Here is a 17,425-nt window from a genome sequence, read left to right as displayed (position 1 = left end):
TTTCGGATAACTCATCAGCCGATCAATAGCTCATCGTCATCAAGCGTCTGGCCGCGTATCTTACGGAACATGTCGATAAGATCTTCGACCTGAAGACCCTTGCGGCTTTCGCCGGACACATCGAGCACGATCTCACCGGCGTGCAGCATGATCGTGCGGTCGCCATAGTCCAGCGCCTGACGCATGGAATGGGTAACCATCAGCGTCGTCAGCTTGCGCTCGGAAACCACCTTGCGGGTCAGCTCCATCACGAACTCCGCCATGCCGGGATCGAGTGCTGCCGTATGTTCGTCAAGCAGCAACACGTCCGAACTGGAAAGCGTTGCCATGACAAGCGAGACCGCCTGCCTTTGCCCGCCGGACAACAGATCCATGCGGTCCTTCAAACGATTTTCCAGACCGAGATTGAGCGAAGCGATACGCTCCCTGAAGAAATCCCGCCTGCCTCGCCCAAGCGCCGGCAACAAGCCGCGACGCTCTCCGCGAGACGCCGCAAGCGCAAGGTTCTCCTCAATTGTGAGCGCGCCACAGCTGCCAGCCAATGGGTCCTGAAACACGCGCGCCACCCGCCCAGCCCGGCTGGCGGTCGTTTTGCGTGTGACATCGGCGCCACCAACCATCACCTTTCCGGCCGTCGGCAGGACATCGCCCGCGAGAACGCCGAGAAGCGTGGATTTGCCGGCACCGTTGGAGCCGATCACGGTAACGAAGGAACCATCCTCGATGGTAAGATCGATCTTGGCCAGGGCCTGCTTTTGCAGCGGTGTGCCACGCCCGAAGATGACCTGAATGTCGGAAAGGGAAATCACGATGTTGCTCCCCCGCGGCGCAGTCGAGGCAGGATCAATGCAATGGCTACCAGTACCGCCGTAACGAAATTGAGATCGGAGGCCTTGAGACCCAGCACATCGCTCGACAAAGCGAGCTGGATGGCAAGGCGGTAGGCGATGGAGCCGAAAACACAGCCGATGAGCGCAATCAGAATGCCCCGCGAGCCGAACAGCGTTTCGCCGATGATGACGGCCGCAAGCCCGACGACGATGGTGCCGACACCGGCAGTCACATCGGCAAAGCCATTGGTCTGCGCAAAAAGCGCGCCGCCGAGCGCGACCAGTGCATTCGAAAGCGCCATGCCAAGATAGATCTGGTTGCCGGTCTTCACCCCTTGGGCGCGCGCCATCCGCGCATTCGCGCCCGTCGCCCGCATGGCAAGGCCCGCGTCGCTCTCAAGGAAACGCCAGACGAGAATGACAGCGAGCAATACCAGAACGCCGATAAAGAGTGGCCGCACGAGATATTCGGAAAGACCGAGACCGTAGAACGGCGAGATCATCGTATCCTGATTGAGCAGCGCCACATTCGGTTTTCCCATCACCCGAAGGTTCACCGAAAATAGCGCGATCATCGTCAGGATTGACGCAAGCAGGTTGAGTATCTTGAACCGAACGTTGAGCGTGGCCGTAACGATGCCAGCACCGGCGCCGGCAACCATCGCAATCGCCGTCGCGACCCAGGCATTGAGGCCGGCGATGATCATCACGGCCGCAACGGCTGCGCCGAGCGGAAAGGAACCGTCAACGGTCAGATCAGGAAAATCAAGTACCCGGAAAGCGAGATAGACGCCGATCGCCACGAAGGCGAAGACCAGTCCCAGTTCCACGGCACCCCAGAAAGCGATTTGGCTCACGGTAATGTCCTTGTTATTGCCGCCGCGTCGGCGGATACGGGCACCGTTGCGTGCCGCGCAAAGCGGGCGGCGAGTGACCGCCGCCCGAAGTCCGGTTTAGTCGATGACCTTGGTGGCGCGCTTCGTCACGCTTTCGGGGAAGGTGACACCAGCTTTTTCAGCAGCCTTCTTGTTGATCACCAGATCGGTGCCGACGGCAACGGTTGCCGGAATGTCGCCGGGCTTCTCACCCTTGAGAATGCGAACAACGACAGCACCGGTCTGCTTGCCAACGTCGTAATAATTGAAGCCGAGAGCCGCAACCGCACCGCGCGCAACGGAATCCGTATCGGCGGCATAAAGCGGAATTTTCGCCTCACTCGCAACGCCAGCTGCCGCCTCGAAAGCGGAAACGATGGTATTGTCGGTCGGCACGTAGATCACGTCGGCCTTGCCGACCAGTGCGCGCGTCGCGCCCTGCACTTCGGCGGATTTTGTGGCGACAGATTCAACGACCTTCAGGCCGGCCTTTTCAGCCTCAGCCTTCAGCGCTGCAAGCGTCGAGACGGAGTTGGCCTCGGCGGAGTTGTAGATAAAGCCGATGGACTTGGCGTTGGGCGAAATTTCCTTGATCAGCGCCAGATGCTCAGCAACCGGCAGCATGTCGGAAAGTCCGGTCACGTTGCGGCCGGGCTTTTGCATGTCCTTGACGAGCTGTGCGCCAACCGGATCGGAAACAGCCGTGAAGACAACCGGAATGTCGCGCGTCGCCGCAACGACGGCCTGAGCGGACGGTGTGGAGATCGGCACGATGACATTGGGGGCTTCGCCCACGAACTGACGCGCAATCTGCGCTGCGGTGCCTGGATTACCCTGCGCGGACTCGTAGAGGAACTTGAGGTTCTCGCCTTCCTTGTAACCGGCTTCGGCAAGCGCTGCCTTGACGCCGTCACGTGCGGCGTCAAGCGCCGGATGTTCGACAATGGCGGTGACGGCAACGGTGACGTTTTCAGCCTTGGCCGGCAGAACGAGGGCGCTCGCGGCTGCGAGCGCCAGAATGAATGCACGCATAGGTATCCTCCAGTTGGTTTCTTATTGCCGTCTTATTAGAAACAAGACCGCCCGAAATCAATCAAAGAACCGTAACGAACCAAGCTTTCTGCCGCGATTGGCGTCGATTCAGTCGTCTGCACCGTGGTTGGCAATCATCATCGCCTCGAAAGCCAGCCTTTCGGTTTTGCGCATGCGCTCGGATTCCGATTTCAGCTGGCCGCAGGCAGCGAGAATATCACGGCCGCGCGGCGTACGGATCGGCGAAGCGTAACCCGCCTGATTGATGAAATCCGCGAACTTCTCGATCTGCGCCCATTCGGAGCACTGGTAATTCGTGCCTGGCCACGGATTGAAAGGAATGAGATTGATCTTGGCTGGAACGCCCCTCAGAAGCTGCACCAGCATCTTGGCGTCTTCCAGGCTGTCGTTCACATCCTTCAGCATCACATATTCGAAGGTGATGCGGCGGGCGTTGGAGACACCCGGATAATTGCGGCAAGCCTCGATCAGCTCCTTCAGCGGGTATTTCTTGTTGATCGGCACCAGCATGTCGCGGAGATCGTCGCGCACCGCATGCAGTGAAATCGCCAGCATGACGCCGATCTCATCGCCCGTGCGGAAGATTTCCGGCACGACGCCCGAGGTGGACAGGGTCACGCGACGCTTGGAGAGCGACAGGCCGTCACCATCGGTGGCGATCAGAAGTGCGGTCTTCACATGTTCGAAATTGTAGAGCGGTTCGCCCATGCCCATCATCACGATGTTGGAGACCTTGCGGCCTTCACTCGGCACATAGGCGCCGACCGGCGTCGAACCGTCAGGAAAATCGCCGAGCCGGTCGCGGGCGAGCAGAAGCTGGGAGAGAATTTCCTCGGCCGTCAGGTTCCGCACCAGACGCTGCGTGCCGGTGTGACAGAAGGAACACGTCAGCGAACAGCCCACCTGGCTCGAAATGCAAAGCGTGCCGCGTCCTTCTTCGGGAATATAGACCGTCTCGATCTCGACAGGACGTCCCGCACCGCGCGGCGGAAAACGCATCAGCCATTTGCGGGTGCCGTCGTTGGAAATCTGCTCCTCGACGATTTCCGGGCGGGCAATGGTGAAGGCTGCTTTCAGCTTTTCCCTGAGTTCCTTGGCAACATTGGTCATGTTGTCGAAATCCGAGACGCCGCGCACATACAGCCAGTTCCACAACTGGCTGACACGCATCTTCACCTGCTTCTGCGGCACGCCGATCTCGGCCAGCGCCTCGCCCATTTCCTCACGCGTCATGCCGATCAGCGACGGCTTGCCGGACATGAGATCGCTATTGGCGATCAGGGGAGTTTTGACTGCCAGACCGGCAGGGGCATGCAATACGGACATCACGCTATCCCATCATCCAATGCATCGCACGACCGGCCTTTAGGAAAGGCGGAAAATCGTCTGCATGTCGAGAAAATCAAAGGCGGAGCACTTTTCGCGCATCCGCCTGTCAATGTTGCCGCGCCTTTAGCATCAAACAAGCAAAAACGCAAATGGCCGGTCGATGACCGGCCAATCACAAAGCTGACGAAGCGTCAGGATTACTTGCAGCTTTCGATCTGCTTAAAAGCAGCCGAAATGCCCGAAAGCGAATAGGAATAGGAAGTCGCGGTGCCGCGGCCGGAGACCGCCTTCACCGTCATCGACTTGCCGCCCTTCATCGCGGCCACGAGAGCGGGTTCTTCGGCAGCATTTTCAACCCAGGCAGCCTTGTCCTTGGTGAACATCACGAAGTTCTTGTTGTCGATCGTGACATTGACCTTGGAGCCCTGCTTCAGCGGGTAACCCACCATGGCCTGCGGCTCGTAGGAAATATTCTGGCCCGGACGCTGCGACACGATGAAGAAGATATCGCCGTGATCGACGCTCGCCGGTTCCTTGGAAGTGGGGATGGAAAGAACGTAGCAGACGGTGCTGTTGCCCGATTTGTACGAATAGGCGCCCCATGCATTAAACTGCTGGATGCGCGTGGGCGACTGTGCAGATGCTACGCCGACGCTGGTCAGCAAAATGGCCACTGCGGTTGCTACACTTCTTACAAACATAGAATTTCCTGCCGGGTTATTGTCTTCCATTGGCCCGAAGCAGCGGCGGGCTCCATGTTTATGGATCGGCCACGTTCAGGTGCGGATCGTCTTTTCTCATTGTGGTCAGGAAGCGGTTACCAAACCGTCAACAACACGTATAAAATGCCGAAAACGTCTTGAAGTGTTACAGATCGGCTACGCCCGCACCCTGAGAAGAAAGGCGTGGCACGCCCTCCCCGTCATGTCTATGACACACAAATTCAGGCAACAATTTGTCACCTGCCCGGCTCCGAAGAGCCTCGTCATCACAGACGTGTTATTCGGCCTCCTGCTGCCGTTTCAGCATGGCATCCGCTGCATCGTAATGCTCCATCTTGATGTGGGCGCGGATCATCGCAAGCGCGGCCGTAATGACCGCGATGTCGTCGGTAAATCCAACGACCGCAAGCATGTCCGGTATGGCATCAAACGGCATGATGAAGTAGGCAAGCGCGGCCAGAATGATGCCCTTGGCACGCAGCGGCGTGTCCCGATCGATCGCGCAATAATAGGCTGCTGCCGCATCGCGCGCGAAGGGCACCTTTGTCATCACACGCTTCAGCTTCGGCCAGAATTTGGCGCGCACGACGCGTTCGCGTTCGCCATCGCTGCCCGTTTCCCCGGGCAAAAGAATTTCACCGATTTTCACATCATCCATAATCGACGGTCCTCCGGTCACGGTTATTATATGGGAGTTAAAGCCCGCCGTTCAATTCCCACGGCCCGTTGCCGCCTTCTGCATGGCCTCCGCGAGCAGGAAATCCCGCTCGGTCACGCCTTGCGAATCGTGGGTGGTAAGGCAGACCCTGACGCGCGAATAGACGTTGGACCATTCTGGATGATGATTGAGCTTTTCTGCCACAAGTGCGGACTCCGCCATGAAACCGAAAGCCTCCGCAAAACTCGCAAACTTGAACGACCGGACGATTGCCGCCCCGTCCTCGCGCAAGGACCAGCCTTCGAGTTTTAAAAGCGCCTGCCGGACCGCTTCCGGTTCAAGTCTGGGATATTTCATGCATCTTGCCTCCGCTTGACATGCGATCCGCTGTTTCGGACAAACATTAACGCCTCAACGACCGGATCGACGCATATTCAATGAAACATACAGCCGTTCTTTTTGTCTGCATGGGCAATATCTGCCGCTCACCGCTTGCCGAAGGCATTTTGACAAACCTTGCCGAAACCGGAGGCCTGTCTCGCCAACTCACTGTCGATTCCGCCGGCACCGGCGGTTGGCACACCGGTACCGCCCCGGATCGCAGATCCATCGCAATCGCCCGCAAGCATGGCATCGATATTTCCCTGCAGCGTGCACGGCAGGTCAGCCAGGCCGATTTCGAGACCTTCGATCTCATCCTTGCCATGGACGGAGGAAATCTCGCGAAACTGCTCCGAAAGGCGCCCGAAAACCGGAAGCACAAAATCCACCTGTTCCTGGACTACGCTTCGGGACGCCACGAAAACGTGCCCGATCCCTACTTCGGTGGCGACGACGGATTTCTGGTCGTCTACAACATGCTTTTTGCGGGATGCAGCTCGTTGCTCGAGAAGATGGCGCTGGACCGCGCTTCGTGAAGCGGGAACACCTCTTCCACGATGTAGGGTCCGCCACCCACCGATTCCTTGGACGACATCAGCACGAAACGACCGACCGTGAAGGCCGATGTGCGGAAATTGCCGCGCCCGGAAAGATACTGCACCACATCGTCCAGCCGTGAAGAGCGCAACCGCGCCAGCGTCACATGCGGCATGAACTTGCGCGGATCCGGCGGCAGGCCGATCCGCTGACAGATCCTCTCGACCTCCGCCTGAAGCGCATTCATTTCCGGCGAGGGGGAAACCCCCGCCCAGATCGAATGCGGTTTCTTGGAGCCGAAGGAACCCATCCCGTTGAGACTGAGCTGGAATTCCGGCCTGTCGATCCGGTCCAACCTGTCAACGACCTCATCGGCGGTTCTCCCGTCGATATCGCCGATAAAACGCAGGGTTATGTGATAATTCTCCACATCGATCCACCGGGCTCCCGGCAGACCACCGCGCAACAATGACAGGCTCATAGCCGCATTGCGCGGAATTTCGAGGGCGATAAACAGTCTCGGCATGGCGAGCTCCCCGAATCTCTTGGCAGAACAAGCATAGCGAATCATGCAATGCAGGCGGGCGCAAGTGCTTATTTTTTTTGCGCACCGATTGTCTTGATGAAGCTTTCAACAGCTGGCAAAGATTTCTCCACCATCATCGCCACACCCTGCGTATTGGGATGCATCTTGTCCTCCAGCTTCAACTTATCATCCGTCACCACGCCATCCAGAAAAAACGGATAAAGCGGCAAGTTGTATTTTTCTGCAAGCTTCGGATAGATCGGGTTGAAGCGCTTGGCGTAATCGTCACCCATGTTCGGCGGTGCCATAATGCCGACTAGCAGCACCGCTATGTTGCGTTTCTGAAGGCCGGAAATGATGGCGTCGAGGTTCTTTTCCGTCTGTTCCGGCGCAATACCGCGCAACGCATCATTGGCGCCGAGTTCCAGAATGACCCCGTCCGTGCCATCGGGAACCGACCACTCCGCCCGAGCCAGACCGCCTGAGGACGTATCGCCGGACACACCGGCATTGGTGACGGTAACATTGATGCCCTTGGCCTTTAATGCAGCTTCAAGCTGTGCCGTATAGCCATCGGTGGGGGGTAACTGGTAACCCGCCATGAGACTGTCGCCCAGGCCAACCAGTTGCAATGTCCGCTCCTGCGCCATGGCCGCCGAGGCGGAAAAGGCGGCGGCGAAAATGACGATGAAGTGAAACAGGGCAGCTTTAAATCTCATCACGGCTTTCCTAACTTGGTTTGCATTGTCTGAAATACCGTGCGCATCGACACCGCCAGACTGTTTTCATCATATATAGGAACGAGAATTGTGACGAAAAGCATCATAGAGCTTAAGAAGGCCGACCTCACGCTCGGCAACGCCGCCGCCTCCGTTCACGTTCTCAAGAGCATCGATCTTGCCATTGGCGAAAGCGAGGCGGTGGGCATCGTCGGCCCTTCCGGTTCGGGAAAATCGACACTTCTCATGGTGCTTGCCGGTCTCGAAAGGCTGGATAGCGGCGAGATCGTCATAGCGGGCACGGAATTGCATAAGCTCGGCGAGGATGCTCTCGCGGATTTCCGCGGCAAGAATATCGGCATCGTTTTCCAGTCTTTCCACCTCATCGCCAATATGACGGCGCTGGAAAACGTAGCCGTTCCGCTGGAACTGGCCAACGTGCCGAACCCCTTCGAGATCGCCAAACGGGAACTCGTTGCTGTCGGTCTCGGCGAACGCCTCAACCATTATCCCGGCCAGCTCTCCGGTGGCGAACAGCAGCGTGTTGCGATCGCCCGCGCGCTTGCACCCTCCCCCGCCGTGTTGATTGCAGACGAACCGACCGGTAATCTGGATGCGGATACGGGCCAGCAGATCGCCGATCTTCTTTTCTCAAAACAGGCCGAACGCGGCATGACGATGATCCTTGTCACCCATGATCCGTCACTGGCCGCTCGTTGTTCAAGACAGATCAAAGTGCGCTCCGGCGAGATAGAGGGTGACAGCGCCGCTGCCCATATGGCCAGGGCGGTATCGGCATGATCGGCTCCATTCTCCCGTCTGTTGCCAACATCAAAAACGCATTGAGGCTCGCGCGGCGCGAAATTCGCGGCGGCCTTCGTGGCTTCTATATTTTCCTCGCCTGCATCGCGCTCGGAACCGGCGCCATTGCCGCCGTCAACTCCGTGTCACGTGCCGTCACCAGCGCGATTGCGACGGAAGGCCAATCGATACTGGCTGGCGATGTGCGCTTCGAGCTGCGCAACAGGGAGGCAACCGCAGAGGAACGGGCCTACCTCGATGGCCTCGGCAAAATTGCGGTTTCCACCGGGCTGCGCTCCATGGCGCGCCTTGCCGATGGTTCCGAACAGACGCTGACGGAAGTGAAGGCCGTAGACGGCGCCTATCCGCTTTACGGCGCGTTCGTGGCAGATCCAAACCGGCCTCTGAGCGAGCTTCTGGCTGCGAACGGCGATACCTATGGCGCCGTGGCCGCGCCGCTTCTCCTGGAGCGGCTGGGCATCAAGGTCGGCGACGACATCCTTCTCGGTAATGTGAAGCTGAAACTGACCGGCACGGTTGTCGACGAGCCGGATGCCCTGTCCGACGGCTTCGGTTTTGCCCCAAGGCTGATGGTCAGCCGCGATGCGCTTTTCGCCTCAGGCCTCGTTCAGAACGGAAGTCTGGTCGAACACGCCTACAAGATCATGCTGAACGATCCTGCAGCGCGGGCAACGATGACCGATGCGGCCAACAAGACGTTTCCCGATGCCGGCTGGTCCATCCGCACGAGTGACCGGGCAGCGCCATCGCTTACCGAAAACGTCAACCGCTTCTCGCAATTCCTGACGCTGGTGGGCCTGACTGCCCTCATCGTTGGCGGCGTCGGCGTTGCGAACGCCGTTCGCGCGTTCCTCGATTCCAAGCGCACCACGATCGCCTCGCTGAAATGCCTCGGCGCGCCGGCTTCCGTGGTCACCATGACCTATCTCTTCCAGATCGTGTTCATTGCCGCCGTTGGCATCATCATAGGCCTCGCTGTGGGCGCCATCGCCCCGCTGATCGCCATGCGGTTTCTGGAGGGTGTGCTTCCGGTACCGAAAGAGCTTGCCTTCTATCCGGCAGCACTTGGTCTTGCCGCCCTGTTCGGCATCTTGACGACACTTGCCTTCGCCATCGTGCCACTCGGCCAGGCGCGCGAAGTTCCCGCGACCGCCCTTTTTCGAGAGCAGGGGTTCGAGGAGGGCAGCTGGCCGTCCTGGCCTTATCTCGCCGTGACGGGCTTGTTGTTGGCTGCGCTGGCCGTACTTGCCATTTTTTCGGCAGAAGAACGTTTCATCGCCTTGGTTTTCCTTGCCGCCATCGCCTTCGCGTTTGTGGTGCTGCGACTGGTGGCGTCAGGCGTCAAGGCCATCGCCAAACGCAGCCCGCGCGTTCATTCCGCCGCCCTTCGCCTGGCGATCGGCAATATTCACCGGCCGGGTGCGCTCACCCCCTCCGTCGTTCTCTCCCTCGGCCTCGGGCTGACGTTGCTGGTGACCCTGACGCTTATCGACGGCAATCTGCGCCGCGAACTGACCGACAGCCTGCCGGAACGAGCGCCGAATTTCTTCTTCGTGGATATTCAGGGCACCGAGTTGCAGGGCTTCCGCGATCTTCTCAGGCAAGAAGCGCCTCAGGGCACGCTGACCGAGGTGCCGATGCTGCGCGGCCGCATTCTGGCTCTTAATGGCGAGGACGTGACGAAGATAGACGTGCCGCCATCCGGTCGCTGGCTGCTGCGCGGTGATCGGGGCATAACCTATTCGCAGGATGCTCCCGAAAACGCCAAGCTGACCGAAGGAACATGGTGGGGACCGGATTATAGCGGCGAGCCGCTGGTCTCTTTTGCGGCGAAAGAGGCGCAGGAACTGGGCCTCAAGATCGGCGACACCGTTACCGTCAACGTGCTCGGCCGCAGCATCACGGCAAAGATCGCCAATCTGCGCAATGTCGAATGGGAATCGCTGTCGATCAATTTCGTCATGGTGTTTTCACCCAATACCTTCCGTGGCGCACCACATGCCTGGCTTGCCACACTCGCCGACCCCTCCGCATCCGCAAGCGAGGAGGGCCAGATATTGCGCGCCGTTACCAACGCCTACCCAACGATAACAAGCGTGCGCGTGAAGGACGCCCTCGATGTGGTCAACCGGCTGGTCGGCCAGCTTGCCACCGCAATTCGCGCAGCAGCGGCCGTTGCGCTCATAGCCTCCGTCCTCGTCCTCGCCGGCGCTCTTGCCGCCGGAAACCGTGCCCGCACCCATGATGCGGTCATCCTGAAAACACTGGGCGGTACACGCAGCCTGCTGATCCGCGCCTTCTCCTATGAATATATGATGCTCGGTCTCGCCACCGCCGTTTTTGCGCTTTTCGCCGGCGGCGTCTCCGCCTGGTTCGTCATTTCCCGCATCATGAAGCTGCCCTCCAGCTTCCTGCCGGATGTGGCGATCGGCACGGTCGTCGTCGCCCTCGTCATGACGGTAGGCATCGGCCTCATGGGTACATGGCGAATTCTCGGGCAGAAGGCCGCTCCGGTTTTGCGGCAGGCGGGTGAATAATCTTCGGTTGTGCGCTGCTTAACTTTAACGATTAATTCTTTGTAATGATCGCTGAAACGTGAGCGCTTTTCGCGCATATGGTGTCTTTTCGACTGCAAAAGGCCTTGTATCGGACACGTTCTGCCATCATATTCTTGGGCAGGCTTGCTGAAGCTCCGCAGCGGCGCCCGGGAGGTATCCCGACACCGTAGCAATTACGGAGCTCAAAAGAGGAAACAATGGCTGACTTCAATAACTACCAGAACCGCATGGCCCAGACCCGTGCACAGACTGGTGCGATGATCGATGAAGGTCTTCGTGCCTACATGCTCAAGGTTTACAACCTTATGGCACTGGCTCTGGTCATCACCGGTGTTGCGGCGTTCGCTACCTTCACGCTCGCGACCACCAATCCGGCTTTCGCCCAGTTGCTCTATGCATCGCCGTTGCGCTGGGTTGTGATGCTCGCACCGCTCGGACTGGTGTTCTTTCTTAGCTTCCGTATCCAGAACATGAGCGTTTCTGCCGCCCAGATGACCTTCTGGGTCTATGCGGCGCTGATGGGCGTGTCCCTGTCTTCGATCTTCCTGGTCTATACCGGCCAGAGCGTCGTACAGACGTTCTTCGTGACCGCTGCCTCGTTCGGCGCGCTCTCGCTTTACGGTTACACCACGAAGAAAGACCTTTCGGGCATGGGTTCGTTCCTGATCATGGGTCTGTTCGGCCTGATCATCGCGTCCATCGTCAACATCTTCCTCGCCTCTTCCGCGCTGCAGTTCGCGATCTCCGCGATTGGTGTGCTGATCTTCGCTGGCCTCACCGCCTATGACACGCAGAAGATCAAGGAAATGTATTTCGATGGCGACGAAGTTGCCGTGGCTGGCCGCAAGGCGATCATGGGTGCGCTGACGCTCTATCTCGACTTCATCAACCTGTTCATGTTCCTCCTGCAGTTCATGGGCAACCGTGACAAGTAAGGGCAGGAACCCAACTGGCAAACATGCAAAAGGCGGCCATTCGGCCGCCTTTTTAATTACAAGAAATTCAAAACCTGACCGTCTCCCAACCCGCTGTGGCATAAAGCGGCGGAATGGGTAACCCGTCGTCCCATCTCACTCGATAAGCTTCAGGACCTTGTCGAAAACCTTGAGAACCTGCGGCAGTTCGTGGCCACGTTTGAGAATGCGGCCATCCGTATTCACCACGCAATAGGCGCCCTGTTTCGCCGCCAGCTTGGGGTTCTTCTCGATCCTGTAGAGCGGCATTTCACCCGAGCGTTTAAACACTGAAAATACCGCCTTTTCCCTCAAGTGGTCGATGGCATAGTCGCGCCACTCGCCCTCTCCCACCATGCGGCCATAAATGCGCAGGATCGCATCCAGCTCGCGCCGATGGAATGTAATTGGCAGAGGGTCTTTGTCTTTTTTGTACTCGCGGAGATCGACAACGGTGGAACTGTCGCGTGAAGCGGTCTGAACCTGCTGCACATCCGGTTGATCGGTCATCCAATACCTCCGATTCCACCCAAGTCGTCCGATTAATGTGAGCCGGAGAAGACAAAATTGCAAGTCTCGAACAGCCATTGAAGATGAGATCGCAACTTTGGAGGCGGGTTTTTACGGTCTTAGGACGGCAGCGAAACCCAGCGTCTGCGACGCAGAAAGACACCAGCCGATGTCCATAAGGACGCTGCCTTAGAAAAAAGCAGGGGTAAAAAAGGTAACCATTTAGGCAGCCATTTTAGCATGGCCTGCCGTATTTCGGTCAAACCATGGCCCGAATTGAATGGAATAGTCCTATTGTCAATTGATGCCTAGGCACCAAGATGACCCGATCCGGTGCATTGACCCTTTACCCCCAGCCCCCAATGCCCGGATCGGATCTTCCATCGCCTAACAGGCGATCAGGGTGTTTCATTCCCCAGTAAAATACTTGCACCGACGATTGCCGCCGGATCGCCGCTGGCATTTGCCGTTTGCAACAGCACGGCGCAGCCACCCTTTTTCACCTTTGCCACCACGCTCGCCGGAAGCTTCACCGTCATCGGTGAACCATCCCACATGCCGACGGTCTGCACGTCATAGACGCTGTGCCAGTAGGACATTTTCTTCCCCTGGTTTTCGCCCTTCTGCACGTCTACCGTCTGCTCGCGCGTGAAATAGGCGACCACGACATCGGCCTTGCCGCTACCGGCGCCAATATCGATCTCCACCTCGTCACCGGCAAATTTAGATGCGACCGGCACGTTCAGCCCCTGGCCCTCGCGCTTGAAAGCATCCAGCCTGTCGTAAATCCCGCGGACATCCGCACCCTTGACGTGGTCGCGACCGTTCAGGATGGCCTGCGGCGTATAGACACCGTTGCGGCCGAGGGCGCGCATGTAGCCATATTGCCGCTCTGTATTTTCCTTCGATGCCAGGGAATCTGTCCAGCCAAGATAATTCCAGTAGTCGACATGGTAGGAGAGGCCGACCACATCACCCTTCTGGATCATCTTGCGCAACGCTTCGTCCGCCGGCGGGCAGGACGCGCATCCCTGCGATGTAAACAACTCGACAACGCCCTTCACAGCTTCCTGCGCATGCGCGGATGTGACGAGGAACGTGCCGAGAAGACATATCGACAGGGGCAATTTCAGCGGCATTACAAGAACCTTTGTCCGGAGCAGATATCCAGACGAATTGATGCGATCAACCCAACCGGATTCAAACCGGAAAATAACGTCTATTCCACTTCAATAGAAAGTCACGAAGGGGTGAGTGGCAATCACAAAAAAAGAGATGATGAAACGCAAAGACGCCGGGAAAAATCCCGGCGTCCTTTGCTGGTCTGAGCTTTGTCAGGCAACCAGATCGCGAAGAACCGTCTGCAGAATGCCGCCATTGTTCATGTAGATCACTTCATCCAGCGTATCGATGCGGCAAAGAAGCGGAACTTCCTTCACCGAACCGTCGCTGTAGGTGATCTTGGCGATCTTCTTTTCACGCGGCTTGATTTCACCTTCGAGACCATCGATCTCGACGACTTCATCACCCTTGAGATCAAGGCTTGCCCAGGTCGTGCCTTCCTCGAAGACGAAGGGAACGACGCCCATGCCGACGAGGTTGGAGCGGTGGATACGCTCGAAGGACTGTGCGATGACTGCCTTGACGCCGAGCAGGTTGGTGCCTTTCGCCGCCCAGTCGCGGGAAGAACCGTTGCCATATTCGACACCGGCGAAGATGACGAGCGGAACGCCCTCCGCCTTGTACTTCATGGCAGCGTCGTAGATCGACATCTCTTCCTTCGACGGATAGTGGATGGTGTAGCCACCTTCCTTGCCGTTCGGGCCGAGCATGTGGTTGCGGATGCGGATATTGGCGAAGGTGCCGCGCATCATGACTTCATGGTTGCCGCGACGCGTACCGTACTGGTTGAAGTCGGCAACGCCCACGCCGTGCTCCGTCAGATAGGCGCCGGCGGGCGAAGCAGCCTTGATCGAACCGGCCGGGGAAATGTGGTCGGTTGTGATCTTGTCGCCGAAGAGACCGAGAACGCGGGCGCCCTTGATGTTCGTAAGGCCCGTACCAGTCTTGCCCATGCCCACGAAGTAAGGCGGGTTCTGAACATAGGTCGACTTGTCGTCCCAGGCATAGGTCTGGCCCGGGGGAACCTGAACGGCCTGCCAGTTCGCGTCACCCTTGAAGACATCAGCGTACTTCGATTCGTAAAGTTCGCGTGTGACGTATTTCAGGATGAATTCCTGGATTTCCTGCGAAGTCGGCCAGATATCCTTGAGATAGACCGGATTGCCGTTCTGGTCGTCGCCGATCGGCTCCTTCGTCAGGTCCTTCTGGACTGTGCCGGCAAGCGCGTAGGCCACGACGAGCGGCGGCGAGGCGAGATAGTTCGCCTGAACATCGGGCGAGATACGGCCTTCGAAGTTGCGGTTGCCGGAGAGGACGCCGGCCGTGATCAGGCCCTTGTCGTTGATCGTCTTGGAGATCGGTGCGGGCAGCGGGCCGGAGTTGCCGATGCAGGTGGTGCAGCCGAAACCGACGAGGTTGAAGCCAATCGCATCGAGATCCTTCTGCAGACCCGACTTGTCGAGATATTCGGCAACGACCTGCGACCCCGGCGCCAGCGAGGTCTTCACCCACGGCTGGGACTTCAGACCCTTGGCAACCGCATTGCGGGCGAGAAGGCCGGCAGCGATGAGAACGGAAGGGTTGGACGTGTTGGTGCAGGAGGTGATGGCGGCAATCGCCACATCGCCATGGCCGAGATCGAACTCCTCACCCTCAACCGCATAGCGGCTGTGGAGTTGGCCGGGCTTCTTGTAGTCGTTCTCGAGAGCCGCCGCGAAATTCGGTGCAATGGTTTCGAGCGGCAGACGGCCTTCCGGACGCTTCGGACCGGCCATGGATGGCACGACGTCGCCGAGGTCGAGTTCAAGGGTGTCGGTGAAGACGAGGTCGGAACCGTCGCCCGTCCGCCACATGTCCTGCGCCTTCGAATAGGCTTCGACAAGCGCGATACGGTCCTTGGTGCGACCGGACATGGTCAGATAGTTGATGGTCTCGTCGTCAACCGGGAAGAAGCCGCAGGTAGCGCCATATTCGGGACCCATATTGCCGATGGTGGCACGGTCGGCCAGCGTCATCGAATCGAGGCCGGGGCCGAAGAATTCGACGAATTTGGAAACCACGCCCTTCTTGCGCAGCATCTGCACGACGGTCAGCACGAGGTCGGTCGCAGTCACGCCTTCCTTCACCTTGCCGGTCAGCTTGAAGCCGATGACCTCGGGCAGGAGCATGGAGACAGGCTGGCCGAGCATCGCTGCTTCAGCCTCGATACCGCCAACGCCCCAGCCGAGAACGCCAAGACCGTTGATCATGGTGGTGTGGCTGTCGGTGCCGACGCAGGTATCCGGGTAAGCGATCGTTTCGCCGTCCTCTTCCTTGGTCCAGACGGTCTGGCCGAGATATTCGAGGTTTACCTGGTGACAGATGCCGGTACCGGGCGGAACCACGCGGAAGTTCTTGAATGCCTGCTGGCCCCACTTCAGGAAGCGGTAACGCTCGCCATTGCGCTCATATTCAAGCTCGACGTTTCGGGCAAACGCCGTCGGCGTGCCGAATTCGTCAACGATAACAGAGTGGTCGATCACGAGGTCGACGGGAACGAGCGGATTGATCTTTTCCGGGTCGCCACCGAGCGACACCATGGCATCGCGCATAGCGGCGAGATCGACCACAGCCGGAACGCCGGTGAAGTCCTGCATGAGAACGCGGGCGGGACGATAAGCGATTTCGTTTTCGGTCAGGCCCTTATTGTTCAGCCACTCTGCAACGGCCAGAATATGCTCCTTGGTGACGGACTGGCCGTCCTCGAAACGAAGCAGGTTTTCCAGAAGAACTTTCATGGAATAGGGGAGCTTGGAAACGCCCTTCAGGCCGTTTGCCTCAGCCTTGGGAAGGCTGAAATAGACGTAGTCCTTACCATCAACGGTAAGGACGGAACGACAATGAAAACTGTCGAGTGATTTGGGCATGGATAAAAAACCCCGCTTACTCTGATAGCCAACACGTGCGTGCGGACACCTATGCACTCATGCACATCAGGATGCGGGTACGACCATTTCCGCTGTCCGCACGTGAAAATTGCTCCTCGCAATCGTCAAGTCCGGCGCAAGATGATGTTCACGCCGGCCGCTGGCGTGGTTGACACCCATATAGATAATTTCTCAGAAACGTGCCAGACCATTCAGGAAATCAAATCGATTTTTTTATGCGAGACGATGAAAATCTTATACGGAAACGCAGCATGGATTTGACGGCGGAAAATCTTGGCGTGCGACGCGGCGAAGATTTCATATTCATGAACATTTCCTTCAAGTTAAGTGACGGCGAAGCGCTGGTGCTGACCGGCCGCAACGGCTCGGGAAAATCCACTCTTCTGCGCACTGTAGCCGGCCTGCTGCGCCCCGAGCAGGGCTGGGTAAAGATAGCCGGCAAAGAAATAGAAACGGACATGCGTCCATCGGAGGCCTGCCATTATCTCGGCCATCGCAACGCAATGAAAACGGAACTGACGGTTTCGGAGAATCTGCGGTTCTGGAAAGACTTTCTCGGTGACTTCGCCGGCGGCGCCGGTGTCGATATCGATGAGGCGGCAGACATCGTCGGCCTTGCGGGCATCACCCACCTGCCCTTCGGTTACCTGTCCGCAGGCCAGCAGCGACGTTTTGCCATGGCAAAGCTTCTGATCGCGTGGCGGCCAGTGTGGATTCTCGACGAGCCGACAGCGGCGCTCGACAAAGCAGCGGACGGCATGTTTACGGATCTGGTCAAGAGCCACCTGAGGAGAGGCGGCATCGTCATGGCTGCCACCCATCAGCCGCTTGGGCTCGATAATGCGCGGGAATTGCAGATGACGGGCTTTGCAGGTGTGGAGGCTTGGGCGTGATGGGTGCGTG

Annotated in this window: 17 protein-coding genes; 5 read left to right on the top strand and 12 right to left on the bottom strand. The window is 58.3% G+C overall.

From position 1 onward, the window contains the following. Nucleotides 1–14: 14 nt before the first annotated feature. The 7 genes from J5276_RS00775 to J5276_RS00745 all read right to left on the bottom strand — a co-directional run bounded on the left by J5276_RS00775 (nt 15) and on the right by J5276_RS00745 (nt 5,824). Entirely contained in the window at nt 15–809 is a 795-nt protein-coding gene (locus J5276_RS00775; protein ID WP_112178443.1) for an ABC transporter ATP-binding protein, read from the bottom strand. Continuing rightward, nucleotides 806–1,687: an ABC transporter permease gene (locus tag J5276_RS00770; protein WP_003516669.1), complete on the bottom strand. Its 882-nt coding sequence runs from the start codon at nt 1,685–1,687 to the stop codon at nt 806–808. The genes J5276_RS00775 and J5276_RS00770 overlap by 4 nt, the downstream gene beginning before the upstream one ends. A gap of 96 nt (nt 1,688–1,783) precedes the next feature. Beyond that, nucleotides 1,784–2,737 carry an ABC transporter substrate-binding protein gene (locus tag J5276_RS00765; protein WP_065688681.1) on the bottom strand — a complete coding sequence of 318 codons (954 nt, stop codon included), beginning with the start codon at nt 2,735–2,737 and terminating at the stop codon, nt 1,784–1,786. Nucleotides 2,738–2,845: 108 nt separating this feature from the next. Continuing rightward, nucleotides 2,846–4,018, bottom strand: a complete 1,173-nt coding sequence (gene rlmN, locus J5276_RS00760) for a 23S rRNA (adenine(2503)-C(2))-methyltransferase RlmN (RefSeq protein WP_075807724.1) — start codon at nt 4,016–4,018, stop codon at nt 2,846–2,848. 266 nt (nt 4,019–4,284) lie between these two features. After that, the gene (locus J5276_RS00755) at nt 4,285–4,788 is read right to left on the bottom strand and encodes an invasion associated locus B family protein (protein ID WP_003516662.1); all 504 of its coding nucleotides are present in this window, start codon (nt 4,786–4,788) and stop codon (nt 4,285–4,287) included. Between the two features lie 298 nt (nt 4,789–5,086). Further along, nucleotides 5,087–5,467 (bottom strand): YkvA family protein, encoded by a 381-nt coding sequence (locus tag J5276_RS00750; RefSeq protein ID WP_013636907.1) that lies wholly within the window; start codon nt 5,465–5,467, stop codon nt 5,087–5,089. A 51-nt stretch (nt 5,468–5,518) separates the two neighbouring features. After that, the gene (locus J5276_RS00745) at nt 5,519–5,824 is read right to left on the bottom strand and encodes a 4a-hydroxytetrahydrobiopterin dehydratase (protein WP_025594571.1); all 306 of its coding nucleotides are present in this window, start codon (nt 5,822–5,824) and stop codon (nt 5,519–5,521) included. Nucleotides 5,825–5,904: 80 nt separating this feature from the next. On the opposite strand from J5276_RS00745, the gene J5276_RS00740 reads away from it, so the two are divergent. After that, complete coding sequence (locus J5276_RS00740; protein ID WP_111788686.1) at nt 5,905–6,384, top strand: low molecular weight protein-tyrosine-phosphatase; 480 nt, start codon at nt 5,905–5,907, stop codon at nt 6,382–6,384. Here the strand turns inward: J5276_RS00740 and thpR are convergent. Both thpR and J5276_RS00730 read right to left on the bottom strand, forming a co-directional pair. Next, nucleotides 6,318–6,911, bottom strand: coding sequence for an RNA 2',3'-cyclic phosphodiesterase (gene thpR / locus J5276_RS00735; protein ID WP_003516655.1), 594 nt, complete (start codon nt 6,909–6,911; stop codon nt 6,318–6,320). The two genes, J5276_RS00740 and thpR, sit on opposite strands and share 67 nt — an antisense overlap. A gap of 68 nt (nt 6,912–6,979) precedes the next feature. After that, nucleotides 6,980–7,630, bottom strand: coding sequence for an arylesterase (locus J5276_RS00730; protein WP_112153901.1), 651 nt, complete (start codon nt 7,628–7,630; stop codon nt 6,980–6,982). Between the two features lie 90 nt (nt 7,631–7,720). On the opposite strand from J5276_RS00730, the gene J5276_RS00725 reads away from it, so the two are divergent. From J5276_RS00725 to J5276_RS00715, 3 genes are all read left to right on the top strand, one after another. Further along, nucleotides 7,721–8,431 carry an ABC transporter ATP-binding protein gene (locus J5276_RS00725; protein WP_038492408.1) on the top strand — a complete coding sequence of 237 codons (711 nt, stop codon included), beginning with the start codon at nt 7,721–7,723 and terminating at the stop codon, nt 8,429–8,431. Continuing rightward, nucleotides 8,428–10,989 (top strand): ABC transporter permease, encoded by a 2,562-nt coding sequence (locus tag J5276_RS00720; protein WP_111782570.1) that lies wholly within the window; start codon nt 8,428–8,430, stop codon nt 10,987–10,989. Before J5276_RS00725 ends, J5276_RS00720 begins: the two co-directional genes overlap by 4 nt. 218 nt (nt 10,990–11,207) lie before the next feature. Next, nucleotides 11,208–11,945 (top strand): Bax inhibitor-1/YccA family protein, encoded by a 738-nt coding sequence (locus tag J5276_RS00715; protein WP_013636912.1) that lies wholly within the window; start codon nt 11,208–11,210, stop codon nt 11,943–11,945. Between the two features lie 135 nt (nt 11,946–12,080). Here the strand turns inward: J5276_RS00715 and J5276_RS00710 are convergent, their stop codons facing one another. From J5276_RS00710 to acnA, 3 genes are all read right to left on the bottom strand, one after another. Beyond that, nucleotides 12,081–12,473 carry a DUF2794 domain-containing protein gene (locus J5276_RS00710; protein ID WP_003516645.1) on the bottom strand — a complete coding sequence of 131 codons (393 nt, stop codon included), beginning with the start codon at nt 12,471–12,473 and terminating at the stop codon, nt 12,081–12,083. Nucleotides 12,474–12,871: 398 nt separating this feature from the next. Then, nucleotides 12,872–13,612, bottom strand: a complete 741-nt coding sequence (locus tag J5276_RS00705) for a thioredoxin family protein (RefSeq protein ID WP_003516643.1) — start codon at nt 13,610–13,612, stop codon at nt 12,872–12,874. Nucleotides 13,613–13,807: 195 nt separating this feature from the next. Further along, on the bottom strand, nt 13,808–16,501 hold the full coding sequence (gene acnA / locus J5276_RS00700) for an aconitate hydratase AcnA (RefSeq protein ID WP_112153902.1): 2,694 nt from the start codon (nt 16,499–16,501) through the stop codon (nt 13,808–13,810). Between the two features lie 272 nt (nt 16,502–16,773). Between acnA and ccmA the strand changes: the two genes are divergently transcribed. After that, a complete protein-coding gene (gene ccmA, locus J5276_RS00695; RefSeq protein WP_112153903.1) occupies nt 16,774–17,415 on the top strand; it encodes a heme ABC exporter ATP-binding protein CcmA in 642 nt (213 codons plus the stop codon). The last annotated feature ends 10 nt before the right edge of the window (nt 17,416–17,425 follow it).

The sequence above is a fragment of the Agrobacterium sp. S7/73 genome (assembly GCF_019355535.1).
Taxonomy (GTDB): Bacteria; Pseudomonadota; Alphaproteobacteria; order Rhizobiales; family Rhizobiaceae; genus Agrobacterium; species Agrobacterium tumefaciens.
This window is presented reverse-complemented; position numbering and strand designations above follow the sequence as displayed.

What these genes read in the sequence shown, in the direction of transcription:
- J5276_RS00730 (WP_112153901.1), bottom strand. Translation starts at nt 7,630, where the DNA reads ATGAGATTTAAAGCTGCCCTGTTTCACTTCATCGTCATTTTCGCCGCC.
- J5276_RS00755 (WP_003516662.1), bottom strand. Translation starts at nt 4,788, where the DNA reads ATGTTTGTAAGAAGTGTAGCAACCGCAGTGGCCATTTTGCTGACCAGC.
- acnA (WP_112153902.1), bottom strand. Translation starts at nt 16,501, where the DNA reads ATGCCCAAATCACTCGACAGTTTTCATTGTCGTTCCGTCCTTACCGTT.
- J5276_RS00740 (WP_111788686.1), top strand. Translation starts at nt 5,905, where the DNA reads ATGAAACATACAGCCGTTCTTTTTGTCTGCATGGGCAATATCTGCCGC.
- J5276_RS00745 (WP_025594571.1), bottom strand. Translation starts at nt 5,824, where the DNA reads ATGAAATATCCCAGACTTGAACCGGAAGCGGTCCGGCAGGCGCTTTTA.
- rlmN (WP_075807724.1), bottom strand. Translation starts at nt 4,018, where the DNA reads ATGTCCGGCAAGCCGTCGCTGATCGGCATGACGCGTGAGGAAATGGGC.
- J5276_RS00720 (WP_111782570.1), top strand. Translation starts at nt 8,428, where the DNA reads ATGATCGGCTCCATTCTCCCGTCTGTTGCCAACATCAAAAACGCATTG.
- J5276_RS00715 (WP_013636912.1), top strand. Translation starts at nt 11,208, where the DNA reads ATGGCTGACTTCAATAACTACCAGAACCGCATGGCCCAGACCCGTGCA.
- ccmA (WP_112153903.1), top strand. Translation starts at nt 16,774, where the DNA reads ATGGATTTGACGGCGGAAAATCTTGGCGTGCGACGCGGCGAAGATTTC.
- J5276_RS00750 (WP_013636907.1), bottom strand. Translation starts at nt 5,467, where the DNA reads ATGGATGATGTGAAAATCGGTGAAATTCTTTTGCCCGGGGAAACGGGC.
- J5276_RS00705 (WP_003516643.1), bottom strand. Translation starts at nt 13,612, where the DNA reads ATGCCGCTGAAATTGCCCCTGTCGATATGTCTTCTCGGCACGTTCCTC.
- J5276_RS00710 (WP_003516645.1), bottom strand. Translation starts at nt 12,473, where the DNA reads ATGACCGATCAACCGGATGTGCAGCAGGTTCAGACCGCTTCACGCGAC.
- J5276_RS00765 (WP_065688681.1), bottom strand. Translation starts at nt 2,737, where the DNA reads ATGCGTGCATTCATTCTGGCGCTCGCAGCCGCGAGCGCCCTCGTTCTG.
- thpR (WP_003516655.1), bottom strand. Translation starts at nt 6,911, where the DNA reads ATGCCGAGACTGTTTATCGCCCTCGAAATTCCGCGCAATGCGGCTATG.